The 17,567-nt window shown below is 59.8% G+C and carries 15 protein-coding genes; 7 read left to right on the top strand and 8 right to left on the bottom strand.

The genetic code is table 11. The features are described 5' to 3' along the window. The first annotated feature begins 158 nt into the window (after positions 1-158). From ACRC0P_RS09845 to ACRC0P_RS09865, 5 genes are all read left to right on the top strand, one after another. Complete coding sequence (locus ACRC0P_RS09845) at positions 159-1,124, top strand: helix-turn-helix domain-containing protein (RefSeq protein ID WP_438630368.1); 966 nt, start codon at positions 159-161, stop codon at positions 1,122-1,124. Positions 1,125-1,594: 470 nt separating this feature from the next. Continuing rightward, a complete protein-coding gene (locus ACRC0P_RS09850) occupies positions 1,595-4,117 on the top strand; it encodes a TonB-dependent receptor (protein WP_438630370.1) in 2,523 nt (840 codons plus the stop codon). A gap of 63 nt (positions 4,118-4,180) precedes the next feature. Further along, on the top strand, positions 4,181-5,656 hold the full coding sequence (locus tag ACRC0P_RS09855; protein ID WP_438630372.1) for a benzaldehyde dehydrogenase: 1,476 nt from the start codon (positions 4,181-4,183) through the stop codon (positions 5,654-5,656). Positions 5,657-5,752: 96 nt separating this feature from the next. After that, positions 5,753-6,853 (top strand): NAD(P)-dependent alcohol dehydrogenase, encoded by a 1,101-nt coding sequence (locus ACRC0P_RS09860; RefSeq protein ID WP_438630373.1) that lies wholly within the window; start codon positions 5,753-5,755, stop codon positions 6,851-6,853. Positions 6,854-6,856: 3 nt separating this feature from the next. Further along, on the top strand, positions 6,857-7,756 hold the full coding sequence (locus ACRC0P_RS09865) for an alpha/beta hydrolase (protein WP_438630375.1): 900 nt from the start codon (positions 6,857-6,859) through the stop codon (positions 7,754-7,756). Position 7,757: 1 nt separating this feature from the next. On the opposite strand, the gene ACRC0P_RS09870 is transcribed toward ACRC0P_RS09865, so the two are convergent. Next, the gene (locus ACRC0P_RS09870; RefSeq protein WP_438630377.1) at positions 7,758-9,161 is read right to left on the bottom strand and encodes a hypothetical protein; all 1,404 of its coding nucleotides are present in this window, start codon (positions 9,159-9,161) and stop codon (positions 7,758-7,760) included. 212 nt (positions 9,162-9,373) lie between these two features. On the opposite strand from ACRC0P_RS09870, the gene ACRC0P_RS09875 reads away from it, so the two are divergent. Next, the gene (locus ACRC0P_RS09875) at positions 9,374-10,666 is read left to right on the top strand and encodes a carbohydrate porin (protein WP_438630379.1); all 1,293 of its coding nucleotides are present in this window, start codon (positions 9,374-9,376) and stop codon (positions 10,664-10,666) included. Positions 10,667-11,189: 523 nt separating this feature from the next. Here ACRC0P_RS09875 and ACRC0P_RS09880 read toward each other — a convergent pair. The 7 genes from ACRC0P_RS09880 to ACRC0P_RS09910 all read right to left on the bottom strand — a co-directional run bounded on the left by ACRC0P_RS09880 (position 11,190) and on the right by ACRC0P_RS09910 (position 16,296). Further along, entirely contained in the window at positions 11,190-11,972 is a 783-nt protein-coding gene (locus tag ACRC0P_RS09880) for a TrmH family RNA methyltransferase (RefSeq protein ID WP_438630381.1), read from the bottom strand. Then, positions 11,969-12,841: a Rossmann-like and DUF2520 domain-containing protein gene (locus tag ACRC0P_RS09885; protein WP_438630383.1), complete on the bottom strand. Its 873-nt coding sequence runs from the start codon at positions 12,839-12,841 to the stop codon at positions 11,969-11,971. Before ACRC0P_RS09885 ends, ACRC0P_RS09880 begins: the two co-directional genes overlap by 4 nt. Before the next feature lie 161 nt (positions 12,842-13,002). Then, complete coding sequence (locus ACRC0P_RS09890; protein ID WP_438630385.1) at positions 13,003-13,761, bottom strand: pyridoxine 5'-phosphate synthase; 759 nt, start codon at positions 13,759-13,761, stop codon at positions 13,003-13,005. Positions 13,762-13,764: 3 nt separating this feature from the next. Next, positions 13,765-14,349: a peptidylprolyl isomerase gene (locus ACRC0P_RS09895; protein WP_438630387.1), complete on the bottom strand. Its 585-nt coding sequence runs from the start codon at positions 14,347-14,349 to the stop codon at positions 13,765-13,767. Positions 14,350-14,512: 163 nt separating this feature from the next. Then, positions 14,513-15,199 carry a TIGR04211 family SH3 domain-containing protein gene (locus ACRC0P_RS09900; RefSeq protein ID WP_438630389.1) on the bottom strand — a complete coding sequence of 229 codons (687 nt, stop codon included), beginning with the start codon at positions 15,197-15,199 and terminating at the stop codon, positions 14,513-14,515. Between the two features lie 40 nt (positions 15,200-15,239). Next, entirely contained in the window at positions 15,240-15,539 is a 300-nt protein-coding gene (locus tag ACRC0P_RS09905) for a YciI family protein (RefSeq protein WP_438630391.1), read from the bottom strand. A 34-nt stretch (positions 15,540-15,573) separates the two neighbouring features. Continuing rightward, positions 15,574-16,296, bottom strand: coding sequence for a VC0807 family protein (locus tag ACRC0P_RS09910; RefSeq protein ID WP_438630393.1), 723 nt, complete (start codon positions 16,294-16,296; stop codon positions 15,574-15,576). Between the two features lie 159 nt (positions 16,297-16,455). Between ACRC0P_RS09910 and ACRC0P_RS09915 the strand changes: the two genes are divergently transcribed. Continuing rightward, positions 16,456-17,313, top strand: coding sequence for a PHP domain-containing protein (locus ACRC0P_RS09915; protein ID WP_438630395.1), 858 nt, complete (start codon positions 16,456-16,458; stop codon positions 17,311-17,313). Positions 17,314-17,567: the final 254 nt, after the last annotated feature.

Raw genomic sequence — 17,567 nt, forward strand, 5'->3', positions numbered from 1 at the left:
GGGCGACTGCTCGGCTTTTTTTCGGGGCAGGGCACGCGGTTGGGAGCCTGCGAATGGGAGTCCCGGAACTGGCTGGCATCAGTTGATATCAGGAAAACAATAAAACCTAAAAAATTGCATAAAAACTGGCAAGTTCCCTTAAGCCAGTGGGAGGTTCGATGAGTCCTATCCTACGCGTCAATACTGCAACCGTCGCCCCGCAGCGGCGACTGGGCTACTGGAATGACCACGTGGCCAGCCTCTATGCGGGAATGTCGGTGGACAGTACAGCCAGTAACTTCTCGGCGCGCCTTTTGCACGTCAAAGTCGGGCGCATCGGCGTTATGCGCGCCCTCTCTGATCAGGCGATTGTCCGGCGTAACACCAGTAGCACTCCCGCCCCCGGTGACCAGGATATCCTGAAGATACATTTGCAGAACCGGGGCACCAGCATCAATCGCCAGGGACGGCGGGAGGCCTGGTTGCAAGTGGGGGATTTAACGGTCTGTGAAAACCGCTCGTCCTATATAATCGAGCCTTCCTCCGAAAGCGATATATTTGCGCTCGAACTACCTCAGAATCTGGCACAGCAGTACTTTCCGGATATTTCCGCGCGTATTATGCAGCGTGTCACGGCCTTCTCGCTGCACGGCCGCCTGCTGTTCAATCTGTTGAACACGATTTGCCAGGAATGCGATCCCGGTTACCGCGAGGACATCAACCTCGACAACCTGGAACCCGTACTGCTGGAGCTGCTGAAGCCGGTGTTGAGCAATCCCGGCGATGACAACATCGACATGGGCTCAAGCAAGACCAGAGGTTTATTACAGCGACTGAAAACACTGGTGCAACAACACCTGCTGAATCCCGACCTGGGTACCGAGATGCTGGCCAATGAGGCGGGCATGTCGGAGCGGCGGGTACAGGCACTGTTTGCCGAACTGGGTACGACGCCCACCTTCTATATTCGTGATCAACGCCTCGACTGGGCCGCGGAGCGTTTGCGGTACGATCTCGATCAGCCGGTAACCCGCATCGCCCACAGTGCCGGATTTAACGATTCGGCCTATTTCAGCCGCTGTTTTCGTCTCCGCTACGGCGAGACACCCAAGCGCTACCGGGCGAGGCCAGCAGTGTTTCGTTAAATACGGATCAGTCCTGAATTGAATGGTACTAACTCAAGTTTCGGAGTCAGACCGAGGGCTCCGGTCCGTATGGCCCTTTGCGGGACACGAGCTAGGCGCCCCCCTATGAATACTTCCCTGTACGCTCTCCACGGCCATCCATGGGCGCAGAAGGTCCCGCAAAGGGCCATACGGCCCGGAGCTGTGCAACTCCCAACCTTCTGAACTCCGAAACTTGAGATACTAAGTTACGTGGAATCCCCCTGTAGGAGCCTGCTTGCAGGCGAATTGAGGTCGCGGCAAGGCACCGGGAGTGTTCGCCTGCAAGCAGGCTCCTACAGCGCAATCTTCAGGGGCAGGAGCAGCTTGGGGCTTAACTTGGTGCCATTCGGATCAGTCCTCTTTTTTTTCGCCACAGTGCAAGTCTGCTGCCGCCCAGCCTCCTATCATCACACCATAAATATAAATACGATAATGGGAGAGGGCAGCATATGACAGTGAACAACTATCGAGTTGGCAGGTTACTCCTGCTGGGCGCGGCGTCGACACTGACACTGAATGGCTATGTCTCGGCACAGCAACTGGAAGAGGTAACGGTCACCGCGCAAAAGCGCACCGAGAATATACAGGACGTTCCCATTGCCATCAGTGCCTTCAGCGCCGACAAGCTGGCGGAAAAAGGCGTGACCAATGTGGCCCAGGTCTCGGATTTCACCCCGAATATCCAGATCGACCGGGCCTCGCCATTCGCCGGCTCTTCAACCATTATCAGCGCCTTTATCCGCGGCATCGGCCAGAACGATTTCGCCTTCAACATGGAGCCCGGTGTCGGTCTGTATGTGGATGGTGTCTACTATGCGCGCACCGTGGGCGCCGCCATCGACCTGCTGGACGTGGAGCGGGTGGAAGTACTCAAGGGGCCCCAGGGCACCCTGTTTGGCCGCAATACCATTGGCGGAGCCCTGCATGTAATTACCCGCCGCCCCGGCGATGAGCTGATGGCCAAAATGGAGGTCACCGCCGGCAGCTATGACCGCCTGGATGTCCGCGGCACCCTGGATATCCCGCTGGTGGACGACACCCTGTACTCCTCGGTGTCATTCTCCTCCACCAAGCGGGATGGCTATCAAAAGCGCGTTCCCTTCGACCCCTCCGCGGTGAACCTGGTCAATCCGGTGACGGGGTCCATCTACACCGGGGACAGCTTTGTCACGGACTCCGATCGCTACATCCGCGCCCGCGACAACGCCGGCGGCAACCGGCAGGGAGGCGAGGACAGCGCCAGCCTGCGGGGCAAATTACTGTTCACACCCTCCGACGACCTGGAAGTGAATCTCAGCGGCGATATCACCCGGGCCCGCGAGGAAGCCAACGCCACCACACTGGTGGCTACCGATGGCCTGGGTTTCCCTTTTGCACTGGCCTACAACAGCTGTGTCGACGGTGTTGACCCCTCGACCATTGCCCTGGGCCCCGCACCGACCTTTGCCCTCGCCGGCATTTGCGATATCGACCGCGGCCCGGTCAACCAGCCGCTGTCAGATACCGGCAACCGCCTGCCCTGGGGTGATCATTTCATCACCGGCGACAAGGACAGGACCTACTCCACCGGCAGCAACTATTCGGATGTCGACACCTGGGGGTTGAACGCCACGATTGACTGGTCGATCAATGAGATGCTGGCGCTCAAGTCCATCACCTCGTATCGCGAGTTGGAGTCCGTATTCGGCGTGGATATGGATGGCTCGCCGCTGGGCTTCCTGGACACTTCGTTCACCATGAACCAGGAGCAGTTCTCCCAGGAGTTCCAGCTCAACGTCGATGCCTTTGACGGCAGGTTGCATTCGGTGCTCGGAGCCTATTACTTCCAGGAAGAGGGCGACCTGCTCGACACCGTGACCTTTGGCGCCGGTCTGGTGCAGATATTCGGCCCCAACGAGCTGGAAAACAAGGCCTACGCGCTGTTCACCCATAACAACTATCAATTGACGGACAATCTGGGCCTGACCTTCGGGGTTCGCTATACCGAGGAGGAAAAATCCTTTACCGGCGGCCAGAGAGAAGTCAGTGGCTTTACCCCGATGTTTGTCGGCAACTTCGGCTTCCCGCCGCAGATCTTCCCCGGTTTCGCAGACGGGGACCTGGAGCTGCTGTTCCCGCCGGGCGAGAACGAAAAGGACTTCGATGACACCTCGGTGCGCGTGGGGACGGAATACCGTATCGGCGGAGATACCCTCGCCTATGCTTCCTTTGCCCAGGGCTACAAGACCGGTGGCTGGACCACTCGCCTGGCGGCGCCGACGGCGGTATCAGCGGCCCTGGCACCGCCCGGCGTGGTGGACCCGGTAAACCCGCCCGAACACGATTCCGAAACGGCGGAAACCTGGGAAGTGGGCATCAAATCGGAATTGTTTGACCGACGTATGCGCCTCAATCTGGCCCTGTTTACCACCGATTACGAGGATATCCAGGTAGTGGCGGCACCGGCCTTCACCTTCGGCGCCCCCTGGTTCTTCAATGCCGGCAATGCCCGCATCCGCGGTGCGGAACTGGAGATGGATGCCAGCCTGACGGACAATTTTATAGTCAACGGCAGCTTCGGCTACCTGGACGCGGAATACCTCTCCCTGGATGATATCGCGCTGGCCGGTGGCATCACCCTGGATCATCAGTTGATGAACGTTCCCGAGCAATCGGCCAATATCGGGGGCACCTATACCCTGGGCCTCGCCGGGGGCAGCCGCCTGCTGTTGCACGCGGATGTGATCTACAAAGGCAAGATGGCCCGCGACCTGGTCAACACGCCGGCGTTGATACAGGACGGTTTTACCATGGCCAACGCCACCATCACTTTTGAACCGCCCGCTGCCAACTGGCAACTGGTGCTGGGTGGCCAGAACCTCACCGACGAGCGCTATATCGTCACCGGCAACGCCAACGAGGCGGTGGGAGCGACTACAGTCACCTATAGCCGTCCCCGGACCTGGCACATGACGTTCAGACTTGACTACTAACCTCCGTCACGGGAGCCGCATGCCGCGGCTCCTTTTTGCCATGATTTCAGGAGTATCGACAACATGTCCTTATCTGCATCCGACAAGCTGTTGAGTGACTCGCGCTGGCAGGGCCGGCTGTTCAACGGCGGCTGGTTCCCCTCCCAGGGCGGTGTTTGTGAGGTGGTCGAACCGGGTACCGGCGAGACCCTGTCCAGGGTCGGGTTCGCCAATGCCGCCGACATCGCCACCGCCTGCGCCGGCGCGGCCACAGCCCAGGCCGAGTGGGCCGCTCTGGGAGCGCGCGAACGCGCCGAACTGTTTCGTAACGCTGCCAGCATCCTGCAACGGGACTTCGACGAACTGTCGGTGTACGTCGCCCGTGAAACCGGCGGAATTATTCCCAAGGGCCAGCACGAAGTCCGTGAAGCCATTGCTCTCCTGCACAATGCCGCCGCGCTGGCGCAGCAGTCCTGTGGAGAGATGCTGCAGAGCCCGCCGGGGCGCCTGAGCCTCGCGCGGCGGGTGCCGCGGGGGGTGGTGGGGATTATCTCACCATTCAATTTCCCCCTGGTGTTATCCATGCGCGCGGTGGCCCCGGCGCTCGCCTTTGGCAACACCGTGGTGCTCAAGCCCGATCCGCAAACGCCGGTATCCGGCGGCTTCATGATCGCCCGCGCGTTCGAGGAGGCCGGCCTGCCCGAGGGCGTGTTGCACGTCCTGCCGGGTGCCGCGGAGGCTGGGGAGGCGCTGTGCACTGATCGCCATGTGCAGATGATCCAGTTCACCGGCTCCACCGCCGTGGGACGCCGGGTGGGTGAACTGGCGGGCAGGCACCTGAAGAAAGTCTCCCTGGAGCTCGGCGGCAACAACGCGCTGATTATTCTCGACGACGCCGATCTCGATGTCGCCGTCAACAACGCCGCCTGGGGGGCGTTCCTGCACCAGGGACAGATCTGCATGGCCGCCAGCCGTATCTTCGTGCAGGAACCGATTCGCGAGGCCTTTACCCGCAAACTGGCGGAAAAAGCCGCGCAGCTGCCGGTGGGCAATCCCGCCGCCGGCCAGGTGGCACTGGGCCCGGTGATCAATGACAAGCAGTTGCAGCGGGTCAAATCAATCATTGCCGATTCGGTTGCCGCCGGCGCCAGCATTGAGGCGGGCGGGCAGCATGACGGCCTGTTCCATCAAGCCACGGTGTTGTCCGGCGTCAAACCCGGTATGCGCGCTTTTGATGAGGAGTGTTTCGGGCCGGTTACCGGCGTCATCGGATTCGACACCGACGAGGAAGCCCTGCAACTGGCGAACCGGCATGAAGGCTCCCTGGCTGCGGCGGTGATCTCGGCGTCGGTGGGGCGAGCCATGCGTATCGCCGACCAGCTCAAATCCGGCCTGGTGCACGTCAATGATCAAACCGTCAACGACGACGCCAACAACCCCTTCGGCGCCCCCGGCGTGGCCGGTGCCGGCTCATCGGTGGGCGGCCCCGCCGATATCGACGAATATACCCGCTGGCAGTGGCTCACAATCAAGGATACGCCGCCGCAATACCCGTTTTGATGCCGTGACTACTCTCCCCTCTCCCGCTTGCGGGGGAGGGGCCGGGGGAGGGGGCTGTTGGGGTGAGCCGTTACCCCGTTTTTATCGGAGACCAATATGAAAATAAAAGCTGCTGTCTGCCGGGCACCGAACACACCACTGGACATGGAAACCCTGGAGCTGGAAGAACCGCGCGACACCGAGATCCTGGTGCGCGTGGTGGCGACGGGCATCTGCCACACCGACATTGTGGTGCGGGACGGCCTGTTGCCGACCCCGCAACCGGTGGTCCTCGGCCACGAAGGTGCCGGCGTGGTGGAAAAGATTGGCAAGGCCGTCAGCAAGGTGGCGGTCGGCGATCATGTGGTCATGACCTTCAACTCCTGCGGCCGTTGCCCGAGTTGCCTGGAGCAGGCATCCAGCTACTGTTACGAGTTCTTTCCCCGCAACTTTTTCGCCACCCGCGCCGACGGCAGCAGTGCCCTGTCCCGCAATGGCGAACCGGTCCACGGTAATTTTTTCGGGCAGTCGTCGTTTGCCAGCCACGCTCTGTGTCACGAGCGCAATATCGTCAAGGTATCGCAAGAGGTGCCCCTGGAATTGCTTGGCCCCCTCGCCTGCGGCGTGCAGACCGGCGCGGGCGCCGTGATCAATGCGCTCAAAGTCACCGCCGGCAAATCCTTTGCCGTGTTTGGCGCGGGCTCGGTGGGTTTGTCGGCCATCATGGCCGCGCGCGTGGTCGGTGCCACCACCATTGTCGCCGTCGATGTAAACCCCGATCGCCTGGATTTTGCCCGCTCGATTGGCGCCACCCATGTCATTGACTCCCGCGAGGGCGGCGCCAGTGAACAGCTTGTCGAACTCACCGGCGGCGGCCTGAATTACGCATTGGATACGACCGGGCTCGCCCCGGTAATTCGCGAGGCGGTGCTCAGCCTCGCACCCCGGGGGACCTGTGGCGTACTCGGCGCCTCCCCTCCGGGCAGTGAAATCGTGCTCGACGAGGTGCATTTCATGAGCGGTGGTCGCCGCCTGGTCGGTATCGTCGAGGGGGAATCCAATCCCGATGTGTTTATTCCCGAACTGGTGGAGCTGTACCGCCAGGGCCGTTTTCCCTTTGACAAAATGGTGAAGTTCTACGCCTTTGACGACATCAACGAGGCCATCCACGATTCGGAAACCGGCAAAACCATCAAACCCATTTTGAAAATAGGCTAAGTTATGCCTTTGCACCCCACCGCCCGGGCCATTATCGAGCAACTGGAAACCCAACCACAGTTGCACACGCTTACCGTGGAGGCGGCCCGCGAGCACCTGAGACAATTCGCCCGGTCCCTGCCACAGGGTGAAGCTGTCGCCGCAGTGGAGGACCGGTTGGTCCCCGTGAACGATGGCGAAATCCCCATTCGTATCTACACCCCTTACGGGACAGGCCCCTTCCCGATAGTGGTATATTTCCACGGTGGCGGCTGGACGATCGGCGATTTGGACACCGACGATGCAACCTGCCGGGCAATCACCAACGCAGCGGCGAGCCTCGTGGTCTCGGTGAACTATCGTCATGCGCCGGAATACAAGTTCCCCACAGCCGTGGAGGATGCCTACGCGTCGGTGTGCTGGGTCGCCGATCACGCCGCCGGGTTCAACGGTGATCCGGCCAGGCTGGCCGTGGCCGGCACCAGCGCCGGCGGTAACCTTGCAACGGTCACAACCCTGATCGCGCGGGACCGGGAATATCCGGACATAGCCGGCCAGGTACTACAGGTACCCGTCACCAATCACGCATTCGATACGCCGTCCTATCGGGATTGTGCCACTGGCTACGGGCTGGAACGCGTCACCGGTGAGTGGTTTTGGCACAACTACCTGCGCACCCCGGAAGACGGCGCACACGAGTACGCGTCGCCGCTGCGCGCGGCCAGTCTTGCCGGTTTGCCGGCAGCACTGATTATCACCGCCGAGTTCGATCCGTTACGCAGTGAGGGCGAAGCCTATGCCAGGCATCTGGAGTCGGCGGGTGTGCCGGTAAGCTATCATTGCAAAAAAGGCATGATACATTTGTTCCTCGGCCCAGAGTCCATGGACGATATCGCAGGGTTTCTTGGTTCTTTGTTCTACTGATCTAATTGCCAGAGGAACAGGCTGCGATACGATTTATTTTGATTTGGCCATCGGTACCGGAGTGGGCCCAGACTACATCGCCATTTACAGTGGTTTTCATATCCTGGAAATTATCAATACTCAAAGAAGTAGTGACAGGTCCTTCGATAATTTCTCCGCTGATTGCATCCGCAACAGCAATAATTAGATTGCCGCCCGCGCGCCATCCCAACAGCAATTTGTCTTGAGCGTAAGCCGCCATATACGCGCGGAATGGATAGGTTGCATCAAGGTTCTCCGCTTCGTTCACCGTAAGCGTTTGTGCCATGCTGGATTGTGCATCTTCAAATTTCCCCAGCTTCAGCACGAGGTCCTCGCCCTCAGTTTGTATATAGTTAAACCAGAAACCATACTCGCTGGGCACCAGACCGCCCAATGCGCGTCCGGTTGGGTCGGAATCGTCCAGCCAGCTTGTATATGCTGGGGATGTCAGATTGCTAAAACGGGCCAAACGCATTGCGTTGGGGTAGGCGTCTCCATGACAACTGGCTGCCCAGGTATAACCATTGTGCGCCAAACGCACCGACCAGCTATGGCTGCAGCCCCAATCCCAACCGCCACTGACCAGGGTTCCCGAGTCCGCATCGACAAATTTCAGGGTATCACCTGCATGAATATCAACTTCGCCCGCTTCCCCTGGTCGTTCTGTGGACATTGCGGAGCGGTAGTAAACACCTATTTCATAGCCATTGGTTGCGAGACGGGCTGTATGGCCGTACCACCAAATAAACTGCGCTCCAACTGAATCGACATTGGCCTTTTTGGTGAGTGTCGTTCGAGCCCTCAAATCCCCTGTGGCATTCAGGAGCACGACATCCATTTTTCCGCACACGTTCTCGTCCGGAGTCTCCTCACCGCGACAGTACTTGGGTGAATAGATGTCCGGATCATTTTCCATGACCGCCAGAGCAAAACCATTATCGATTGCGATTGCATCGTGAACTTCAAGACCGGCTAACGAAGGCAGGTTCGCAATGACCTGATCAGCAGCGTCAATTTTTCTTAACTGAATGTTCCCGGTACTACGCTCTGTCCAGGCCAGTAAACTTTCATCTTCGGGAAGCGGGGCGAGAATGGCTGGAGTGTATTCATTGTTTACAGCGGGGTTATAACCTTCGCCCAGGTTGACTAGGGTCTGCCGCCAGCGATCCTCAAGCGGAGCACATGATGTCTCTCCACCAGAAGAACTGCTCGAGCTGGAGGAACTACTGGAGGAAGTACCGTTTGAACCTGATGAGCTTGTGGAACTACTCGAGCTTGAGGAGCTTGAGTCGGATGAACTACTCCCTCCTCCACCGCAACCGACGAGGAGAACCAATACAGACGCATTCAAAGTGTGGTACGCAGGCTTGAGAAAATTTTCCATCTATTTGGGCCGGATTGTTAAAAGCCTGGAATTTAATCTTCAGGCGCAAAAAATCGACCCATTAGTCGACATTAGAAAGGATAATTTACTCACAAGTCGGAAATGCAAAACGATTTAAGTCACAGTTTGAGATGTACAACACAGTTTACCTCCGCCGTAGCAGGGCTCAATGGCTGGGCGTGCCGGTGCGTATCTGCTGCGGAATTCGGGCAATGATGCACCAGCTGGGGGGAAGGAGGCGTTTTTCCTCCTATACTCCCATCATGAAAAAGGTCGCTCTTTGTTCTTCTTTCGCCTCTTTCTTTGCCGTGTCGCCGCTTTTGGCTTCCGATGAGGTGTCGACCCCCTACTTCGATCGCCTCACTGGGTTCTGGGGTGGCCGGCGCACCGAGCTTTCCGAACAAGGTTTTGAATTCTTCGCCTATTACAACGCGATTATCGCCTCCAATGTTGCCGGCGGCATCCGCTCCGAGACCAACTATGCGGGCGATCTCTTCACCGGCATAAATCTCGACCTGGAAAGGCTCATCGGCTGGCAGGACACCGTTTTCACCCTATCCGCGACCAACAAACACGGCAGCGACATCACTCCGTCGGTCGGCAGCCAGTACAGCGTTATGCAGGTCGTGGGCGGGCAGACGACTTTCCTCTACAACGTCACATTGGAAAAAGGCTTCGCCGATGACGATATCCTGGTGAAATTCGGTCGGATGACCGCTGGGGACGATTTTGTTGGCTCGCCGTTCTACACTTATTCGCTCAACAATGCGGTCAACGGACAGATTCGCGCCGTCCTCTTCGACGGCGTGATGACCGCCTATCCCTTCGCCGTGTGGGGCGGGCGCGTAAAGGCGAAGCCCGCCGAGGACCACACCCTGCAGGTCGGTCTCTTTCAACTGACGGACGACATGTTCGATCCCGATAAGCACGGCCTTGACTTCGGTTTCTCCAGTGACGACGGTGTATCGATCTTCCTGCAATACGACTGGACACCGAAGTTCAAGGGTCGCCCGGCACGCTTCTACGGCGGGCTGAATCAAAACTTCGGCTTCGACATGGATAAATTCAACAGCCCGGATACCCTTGATCGGTTCACTCGTTTCTACGGCGGCGCGGACTACCAGTTCTGCAGCGAGGCGCCCGGTTCGGAGGAGGGGTTGTACCTCTTCGCGACATTGGCCTACACCTCCCGGGAGGAAGTGGCGATTATGCCGGTGCAGTCCAGCCTCGGCGTTCACTACAAGGGCCTATTCGCCGAACGCCCGGACGACCGCACCGTTTTCTTCGTGACCTACGGGCAGTTCAGCGACGACTATTCCGACGAGCAGGTTGCCGCTGGGGGTAGTGAGGTCGACTACGAAATGGTCTTCGAACTCGGACACCGCATCCAGGTGGCCCCCTACGCCTACATCCAGCCCGATATCCAGTTCATCAAGAACCCCGGCGGCACCGGAAGGATCGCCGATGCCACCGTGCTCGGCGTGCAATTCGGTATAAGTTTCTAAAAAGTGCCGAGGCACGCCTGTACCTGACAAGCTTTCCACAGTGTCAACTCTCCACCGCAAGCCCATCAGTTAGCAAAATTTCTTGCCAAGTCCGATTTATTACAGTTTGTAACTCATTGATTTTTAACCATTTCTGACTTTGGTTAAATTTTCTTCACAAAAGGGTTACAACGAAGTCATGGGCGCTGGCGGGATTTTCCCGGGGTTTGCTCACAGAGATATCCACAGATTCTGTGGGCAAAACTGCGCGTATGGCGAGCACTGCTCGCCGCGCAGTTTTGCGACCGGCCAAGGATGGCCGGGCCGGCCTGCGCTCCAGGGAAGGCTGCTAGCGAGTACCTTGCGCGTGGCCACTACTCGCCGCGCGGTTTTGCGAAGCACGTCCCTGTGCTTCGCCCTTCGGGTCAGCTGAAGCTGACCAAAAGCGCTCCCGGCGCTTTTGTGCGACCGGCCATGGATGGCCGGGCCGGCCTGCGCCCCAGGGAAGGCTGCTAGCGAGTACCTTGCGTGTGGCCACCGCTCGTTACAGCTGGTGCCGAAAGCAGATCAGTGCTGCGGTCACCGCAACGTTGAGGCTTTCGACACCGTTGCGCATGGGGATGCGCAGACTGTGGGTGCAGGTCTTGGCGGCGGCGTCGCTGACACCGTGGGTTTCATTGCCGAGTACGAAAATCGTGGCTTCGCCGTCGTTCAGTTCCCCCAGGGTATCTTTGGCATGGGAGCTGAGGGCGCAGATGCGGGCGCCGGTTTTAGCGAACTCCGCCAGGGTGGGAGCGAGGTCGTCACAGCGCAGCAGGCGCATTTTGAACAGGGTGCCGACGCTGGCCTTGATGACCAGTGGATCTATCTGTGCACAGCCCTTGCTCGGCAGGATAATGCCGTCGATGCCACCGGCACAGGCGGAGCGGATAATCATGCCAAGGTTTTGCGGGTTGGTGATGCCGTCCAGGGCGAGCAGTTCATAGGGTTTGTCGGCAGTGCGTAAAAATTCCTCCGCCCTGCCGTAGTGAGGAAGGGCCAGGTCCAGGGCCACGCCCTGGTCCTGGCGTGTGTTCTTGGAAATCCGGGAGAGCCCCTTGCGGTCCCAGTAGGCGATTTCGATGCGCCGCTCATTCGCCAGTTGCTCGATACGAGTGATCAGCTGGTCGCGGCGGTTGCTTTCCGCCAGGTGCAGCTTGTGTACCGGCAGGGTCAGGTCTTCCAGTGCCTCCAGTACTGGCTTGCGCCCGTAGATGGTGAGCAGGCTGTCGTAGAAAGCGCGCTTTTTGAGATACTGTCTTTTTCGATCTTGGGGAGAATCTTTCACCGGGATGGTTCACTCAGTAAGTCGATCAATTCTTCGGCCAGCGGCCCGGGCAGTTGATTGCGTCGGGCCAATTCCACACAGGCGAGGCCCAGTTGGCGGTAGCACCGGGTCAGTTGGGTATCGGTTTGCGCCAGCGCGGCCAGCTGTCTGCGCACCGTATCCACGTCGCCTCGCGCAATGGGGCCGGTGAGGGATTGCTCCGGGCCCATTGCCATGTTGTTCCCGGCGGTCTGCAGCACTATGGGCTTGAGCAGCTCCAGTGCCCGTTCCCGTTCGATACCGGCGGAGGAGAATGTGCGCAGACTCAGATCCATCAGCGCAGTGAGGTAATTGCAGGCGAATACCGAGCCGGCGTGATAAAGAGCTTTTTTGCTGCTGTCGATGGTGAGCAGTTCGCAGTCGAGGGCGGTGAAGGCGCGCTGCAACAACTCGATTGCGGGCCACTCCCCCTCCAGCGCCACGGTACTGCCGGCGAGGCTGCGCAGGGATTTTTCCGGATCGGCAAAGCTGTGCACCGGATGGGCGCTGGCGATTGCCGCCGGCTGGCAGGGGGAGAGAATTTCCGAGCTGAGTGCGCCGCTGCAGTGGAAAATCACGGTGCAGTCTCTGCCATTCATACGGGGGGCCAACTGCGCGGCAACATCGGCGATCTGCCCGTCGCCGGCGGCTATCAGCCAGCAGTCCGCATCGCCCATTGCCGCAATTGATTCGCAGGCACTGCCCGCGCCGATAAAATTCCGTGCGGCATCGGCACTCTGCCGAGAGCGGTTGCAAATGGAATGGATCTGAAAAAATCCTAGCTGTTGCCACAGGCGGCCGAGGGTTTGGCCCAGTTTGCCGGCGCCGACAATATTGAGAGTCAAGGACATCGGCTAACGCCCACCTGAAAAATGGCCTGATATTGGCCATTGGATCGTTGTAGGATGGGCAAAGGAGCGAAGCGACGTGCCCATCACAAAGTCCGTAAAAACGATGTGCGCACTGGCTATGCCCGCTTTGCCCATCCTGCAGCCGCGCTTACAAAAATTAATTAATTGCCGCTCAGGCAATTGAGATAGGCGGTTACCGCATTGTCCAGCCCCATACTGATGGCGTCCACGGTCAGCGCATGACCGATGGAAACTTCCTGCAGGCCAGGCAGGGTGCGGTAACGCGGCAGGTTGATCAGGTTGAGGTCGTGGCCGGCGTTGACTCCCAGCCCCGACTGGCGCGCGTGTTCCGCGGCGGCACTGTGGGCGGCGAAAATAGCGTCGATATCGCCGGATTGCCGGGCCACAGCTTCGGCGTAGGGGCCGGTATAGAGCTCGATCCGGTCGGCGCCCACTTCCCCTGCCAGTGTTATCTGCTCCAAGTCCGGGTCCATAAACAGGCTTACACGGACTTTGGCCGCCTTCAGTTCGGCGATTATCGGCTTCAGGCGGGCGCCGTCGCGTTTGAGGTCGAAACCGTGATCCGAGGTGAGTTGATCCTTGCTGTCCGGCACCAGGGTACACTGGTCCGGCCGGGTTTCCAGTACCAGCGGGATCAGCCCCGGGTAGTCTTCCAGGGGCTCGGCAAAGGGGTTGCCCTCGACATTGAATTCGATCCCCTCGCGGTTCCGGCACAGTTCGGCCAGCTCGCGCACGTCGCCGGGGCGGATATGGCGCTGGTCCGGGCGCGGGTGCACGGTCAGGCCCTGGGCGCCGGCGTCGAGGCACACGCGGCCGTGGGCGGCCACGTCCGGGTAGTTACCCTCGCGGGAATTGCGGATCAGCGCGATTTTATTGAGATTGACACTGAGGGCTATCACCGGTTATTCCCCTTTATTACCGTCCGCTTCCGGGCTTTGCTTCAGACGTTTTGCCTTCAGTATGCGCACGGGGGTGTTGGGCGCGGCGGGAAAGGCCCGGTAGAGGCCGCGGGGTTCGGCGACTATCTTGTCCACCACACCCATCCCCTTGACGACTTTGCCGAACACGGTGTAGCCGGGTTTGTCCTTTTGCGCATCCAGGTGGCCGTTGTTCACCAGGTTGATAAAGAATTGTGCGGTGGCGCTGTCCGGGTCGTTCAGGCGGGCCATGGCGACGGTACCGCGCAGGTTCTTGAGGCCGTTGGCGGACTCGTTGGCCACGGGCTCCCGGGTTTCCTTTTTCTGGAAATCGAAAGTCATTCCACCGGTCTGGACCATAAAGCCCGGGATCACCCGGTGGAATATTACCCCGTTGTAGAAGCCGCTATCCACATAGGCGAGGAAGTTTTCCACCGTGGCCGGCGCCTTGTCTTTATAGAGTTCCAGCTGGATGCCGCCGAGGTCGGTTTGCAGTTCCACCTGTGGGTTTTCGGCAAGCGCCGGCAGGGCGAGAAAGCCGGTTAAAATTATCGCGAGCAATACACGCATCTTTGCGCCTCTCTTCAATTCCGTTGGGGGCTCAGGCGGCTGCGAATCTATTCCGCATTCCGCATTCCGCATTCATCATTTATTAGGCACATCCCTGTGCCTCACCCGCTTCGCGGGCAGCCGTTCGGCTGTGCAAATCGGCGTCCTGCCGATTTGTCCGCATTCAATTGGCCCATTCTGAGCGCCGCCGGCGCGGGCGCAGATGCGGCGCTATCATGGCCAGGATAGCACCCAGGCCGACGGACAGGGCACCGTACATATACCACTTCTGGGTGTCGCTGCCGGAAAGGCGCTGGATTTCCGCCTCCGCCATTATCTGCTCCTGCTTCAGCAGTTCGTGTTGGTGCAACAGTTTCTGGTGGCGTTGGTTGAGCGCCACTGTGTCTGCAGAGAGAGCTTTCAGCTCATTCAGTTCTTTTTCCAGTTGCCGGGATTTTTCCTGCGCTGCCTGCAGGGCGGTATTCAACTTGTGGTTTTCCCCTTCCAGGCGGCGGACTTCCCCGCCCAGGTTGCCTTCCATTTTCTCGAAGCGCGCGAGGTTGGCCTCCGCCCGCTGCAGCTTGATTTCCGCCACCGGCTCCGCCACCAGGTACTGGCGGCGCACCCAGCCCTCTTCGCCCTCGGGGATGCGCACCCGCGCCCAGCCTTCGTTCGGGTCGTCTTCCAGCAGGGTCAGTTTGGTGCCGCTGGGCAGGCCGCGGTGCAGGATGCGAAATTCGTTGCCTTTGCCCGAGCGCATGGGAACGTGCAGTTCATCGGTGATATAGCGAGTGCTGCCAGTCTGTGCGACGGTGAAAGTGCTGGCGGCGAGCAATGCAGCCGCCGCTATGCCGGTCAGTTTTTTCATCATTTCTGATACAGCTTTTTTATCGGTTAAAAGTGTTTGCGGTTTATGGGAATACGGCCTTGAACGGTTTGACCACCACTGAGGCGTAGACACCGGCGCCGACGTAGGGGTCGGCATCCGCCCAGGCTCTGGCGTCTTCCAGCGAGGGAAACTCCGCTACCACCAGGCTGCCGCTAAAGCCGGCTTCGCCGGGGTCTTCGCTGTCCACCGCAGGGTGGGGGCCGGCGAGGAGCAGGCGCCCCTCGTCTTTCAGGCGGTTGAGGCGGGCCAGGTGGTCGGGCCGCGCGCCTTTGCGCAGTGCCAGACTGTTGTCGACGTCTTCACTGATAATGGCGTACCACATATTTATATCTTTTGCTCTTATTTGTTGTGTCGGTTTATTGCTGGACCATGATTTCTTCCAGTTTCAACCCGGTCAGTTTGCCGATCCGTCGAAACAGAAAAATCAGCACCAGCATCAATATAGCGGTGGCCGGCAGGGCGATCACCGGGAAGCTGAGCGCGGTCATCTTGCCCAGTTCCTCGTTGAAGGCCTCGGTGCCGGGGGGACTTTGCAGCAGTACCTTGGCCAGTATGTAATTCAGTGTGGAGGATAGGAAGAAAGAGCACGCAATCATCCAGGAGGCCTGCTGCAGAGTGCGCTCGAAGGCGCTCTCGGTGCCTTTGCCGGCGAGGGCGCGGGCGATTTTGCCGGTGTCGAGGATTCGGTCGTTGTACAGCAGGGTCTTTACCAGTGGCCAGCGGGTATAGAGGGAGGCCACGGTGGCGATCCCAAGCAGGCCGGGGATAGCGGCCTCTTTGATCGCAATATATTCGGCGTCCAGTTCCAGCAGGCTGATGCCGCCGGTGAGCAGGACACTGATAGTGCCCAGGGCGGAAAAGAAATTGACCTTGCCGGAGCGGTACAGGTCGTGCAGGCCGTAGAGCAGCGGAAACGCCAGCGCCACCACGATGGCCCACTTGGTGCCCAGCCAGCTGTCGCCGGACAATTTGGTGAGAATCAGTGTGGGGATGACGATGTTGATCAGCAGGTTGGCCAGAAGGCTTTCCTTCCTCGGCTTCTGCTCAGTCGCTGCGGTGGTCGGGTTGGTTTCGGTCATGCTCTGTTCCGGTGATAATGCCCCGCTATCCCTTACGATAGACTTCGGCTGACGATACCGCTGCCAGCGGTGAATGGGTCTCCCCGGCCGCCGTTCGACAGCGCTACCGGGTAAACGTTCAAAGCGGGTGTAACCACCCGGAGGGTAGTTATCCTGACTGTGACCACATATTCAGGTCTGGTGGACCTGCACTGCCACAGCACGGCATCCGACGGTATTTTAAGTCCTGCACAGCTGGTGTCGAGGGCGAAATCCCGCGGTGTGACACTGTTGGCGCTCACCGACCACGATACCGTCGTGGGAGTGGCCGAGGCCCGCGAAGCCGGTGACCGGCTGGGTGTATCGGTTCTGCCGGGCATCGAGTTTTCCTCCCGCTGGGGGCGGCGCCAGGTGCACATTATCGGGCTCGATATCGATCCGGAGTCCACGGCGCTGCGGGTCGCCATTGAGCTGCGGGACCGGCTGAGGGACGAGCGCGCGCGGAATATCGCCACCAGGCTGGAAAAACGGGGTTTCCCGGGCGCTCTGGAGGGCGCCCGGGCGCTGGCCGACGGAGTGCTGGGCAGACCCCACTTCGCCCGCTGGCTGGTGGCGGAGGGCCACGTCGCGGATATGGCGCAGGCCTTCAAGCGCTATCTGGGGGCGGGAAAAGTGGGGGACGTGGCGGTGGACTGGCCAGAGCTCGCGGATACCATTGCCACTATCAAGGCAGCCGGTGGTGTCGCGGTGTTGGCCCACCCGCTCAAATACGGCCTGACGCGCACCCGGTTGCGGCGACTCCTGTCGGAGTTTCGGGACGCGGGGGGCGGCGCCGTGGAGCTGCTCTGTGGCCGCCAGAATCCGGTGCAGACCCGCGAACTGCACCAGTTACTGGATTTGGTGGCGGGGGAGGGCGGTGAACCCCTGCGCTGTTCCCTCGGCAGCGACTTCCACCAGCCGGACCAGCCCTGGCGCGAACTGGGCTGCGTGAGACTGCCTGAGGGCGTCGAGCCGGTATGGGCCATGCTGCGCGTTTAACTAGGGCCTGTCCACACTAAATTCGATGGCCGCGACGGAGGCCGTTTTTTCGCAAGGCAAGGCGCAGTGAGCGCCGTGTGGTCATTCCACATAAGCGAACTGCAACGCAGCATTGCGGAAAAACGGCCCCGTCCCTTCGGGTTGCGCCCCAAAACGGGCCATGCGGCGTTGCTCGTCGCTCATTTAGCCGGCTAAACCACGCTCCTCGCCTGGCCCGTTTTGGGGCGGCAACGCGGCTATCGAATTTAGTGTGG

It is taken from the genome of Microbulbifer sp., assembly GCF_051659245.1.
In the GTDB taxonomy this organism is placed as follows: Bacteria; Pseudomonadota; Gammaproteobacteria; order Pseudomonadales; family Cellvibrionaceae; genus Microbulbifer.

What these genes read in the sequence shown, in the direction of transcription:
- ACRC0P_RS09900 (WP_438630389.1), bottom strand. Translation starts at nt 15,199, where the DNA reads ATGATGAAAAAACTGACCGGCATAGCGGCGGCTGCATTGCTCGCCGCC.
- ACRC0P_RS09865 (WP_438630375.1), top strand. Translation starts at nt 6,857, where the DNA reads ATGCCTTTGCACCCCACCGCCCGGGCCATTATCGAGCAACTGGAAACC.
- ACRC0P_RS09870 (WP_438630377.1), bottom strand. Translation starts at nt 9,161, where the DNA reads ATGGAAAATTTTCTCAAGCCTGCGTACCACACTTTGAATGCGTCTGTA.
- ACRC0P_RS09850 (WP_438630370.1), top strand. Translation starts at nt 1,595, where the DNA reads ATGACAGTGAACAACTATCGAGTTGGCAGGTTACTCCTGCTGGGCGCG.
- ACRC0P_RS09910 (WP_438630393.1), bottom strand. Translation starts at nt 16,296, where the DNA reads ATGACCGAAACCAACCCGACCACCGCAGCGACTGAGCAGAAGCCGAGG.
- ACRC0P_RS09855 (WP_438630372.1), top strand. Translation starts at nt 4,181, where the DNA reads ATGTCCTTATCTGCATCCGACAAGCTGTTGAGTGACTCGCGCTGGCAG.
- ACRC0P_RS09875 (WP_438630379.1), top strand. Translation starts at nt 9,374, where the DNA reads ATGATGCACCAGCTGGGGGGAAGGAGGCGTTTTTCCTCCTATACTCCC.
- ACRC0P_RS09860 (WP_438630373.1), top strand. Translation starts at nt 5,753, where the DNA reads ATGAAAATAAAAGCTGCTGTCTGCCGGGCACCGAACACACCACTGGAC.
- ACRC0P_RS09845 (WP_438630368.1), top strand. Translation starts at nt 159, where the DNA reads ATGAGTCCTATCCTACGCGTCAATACTGCAACCGTCGCCCCGCAGCGG.
- ACRC0P_RS09895 (WP_438630387.1), bottom strand. Translation starts at nt 14,349, where the DNA reads ATGCGTGTATTGCTCGCGATAATTTTAACCGGCTTTCTCGCCCTGCCG.
- ACRC0P_RS09905 (WP_438630391.1), bottom strand. Translation starts at nt 15,539, where the DNA reads ATGTGGTACGCCATTATCAGTGAAGACGTCGACAACAGTCTGGCACTG.
- ACRC0P_RS09885 (WP_438630383.1), bottom strand. Translation starts at nt 12,841, where the DNA reads ATGTCCTTGACTCTCAATATTGTCGGCGCCGGCAAACTGGGCCAAACC.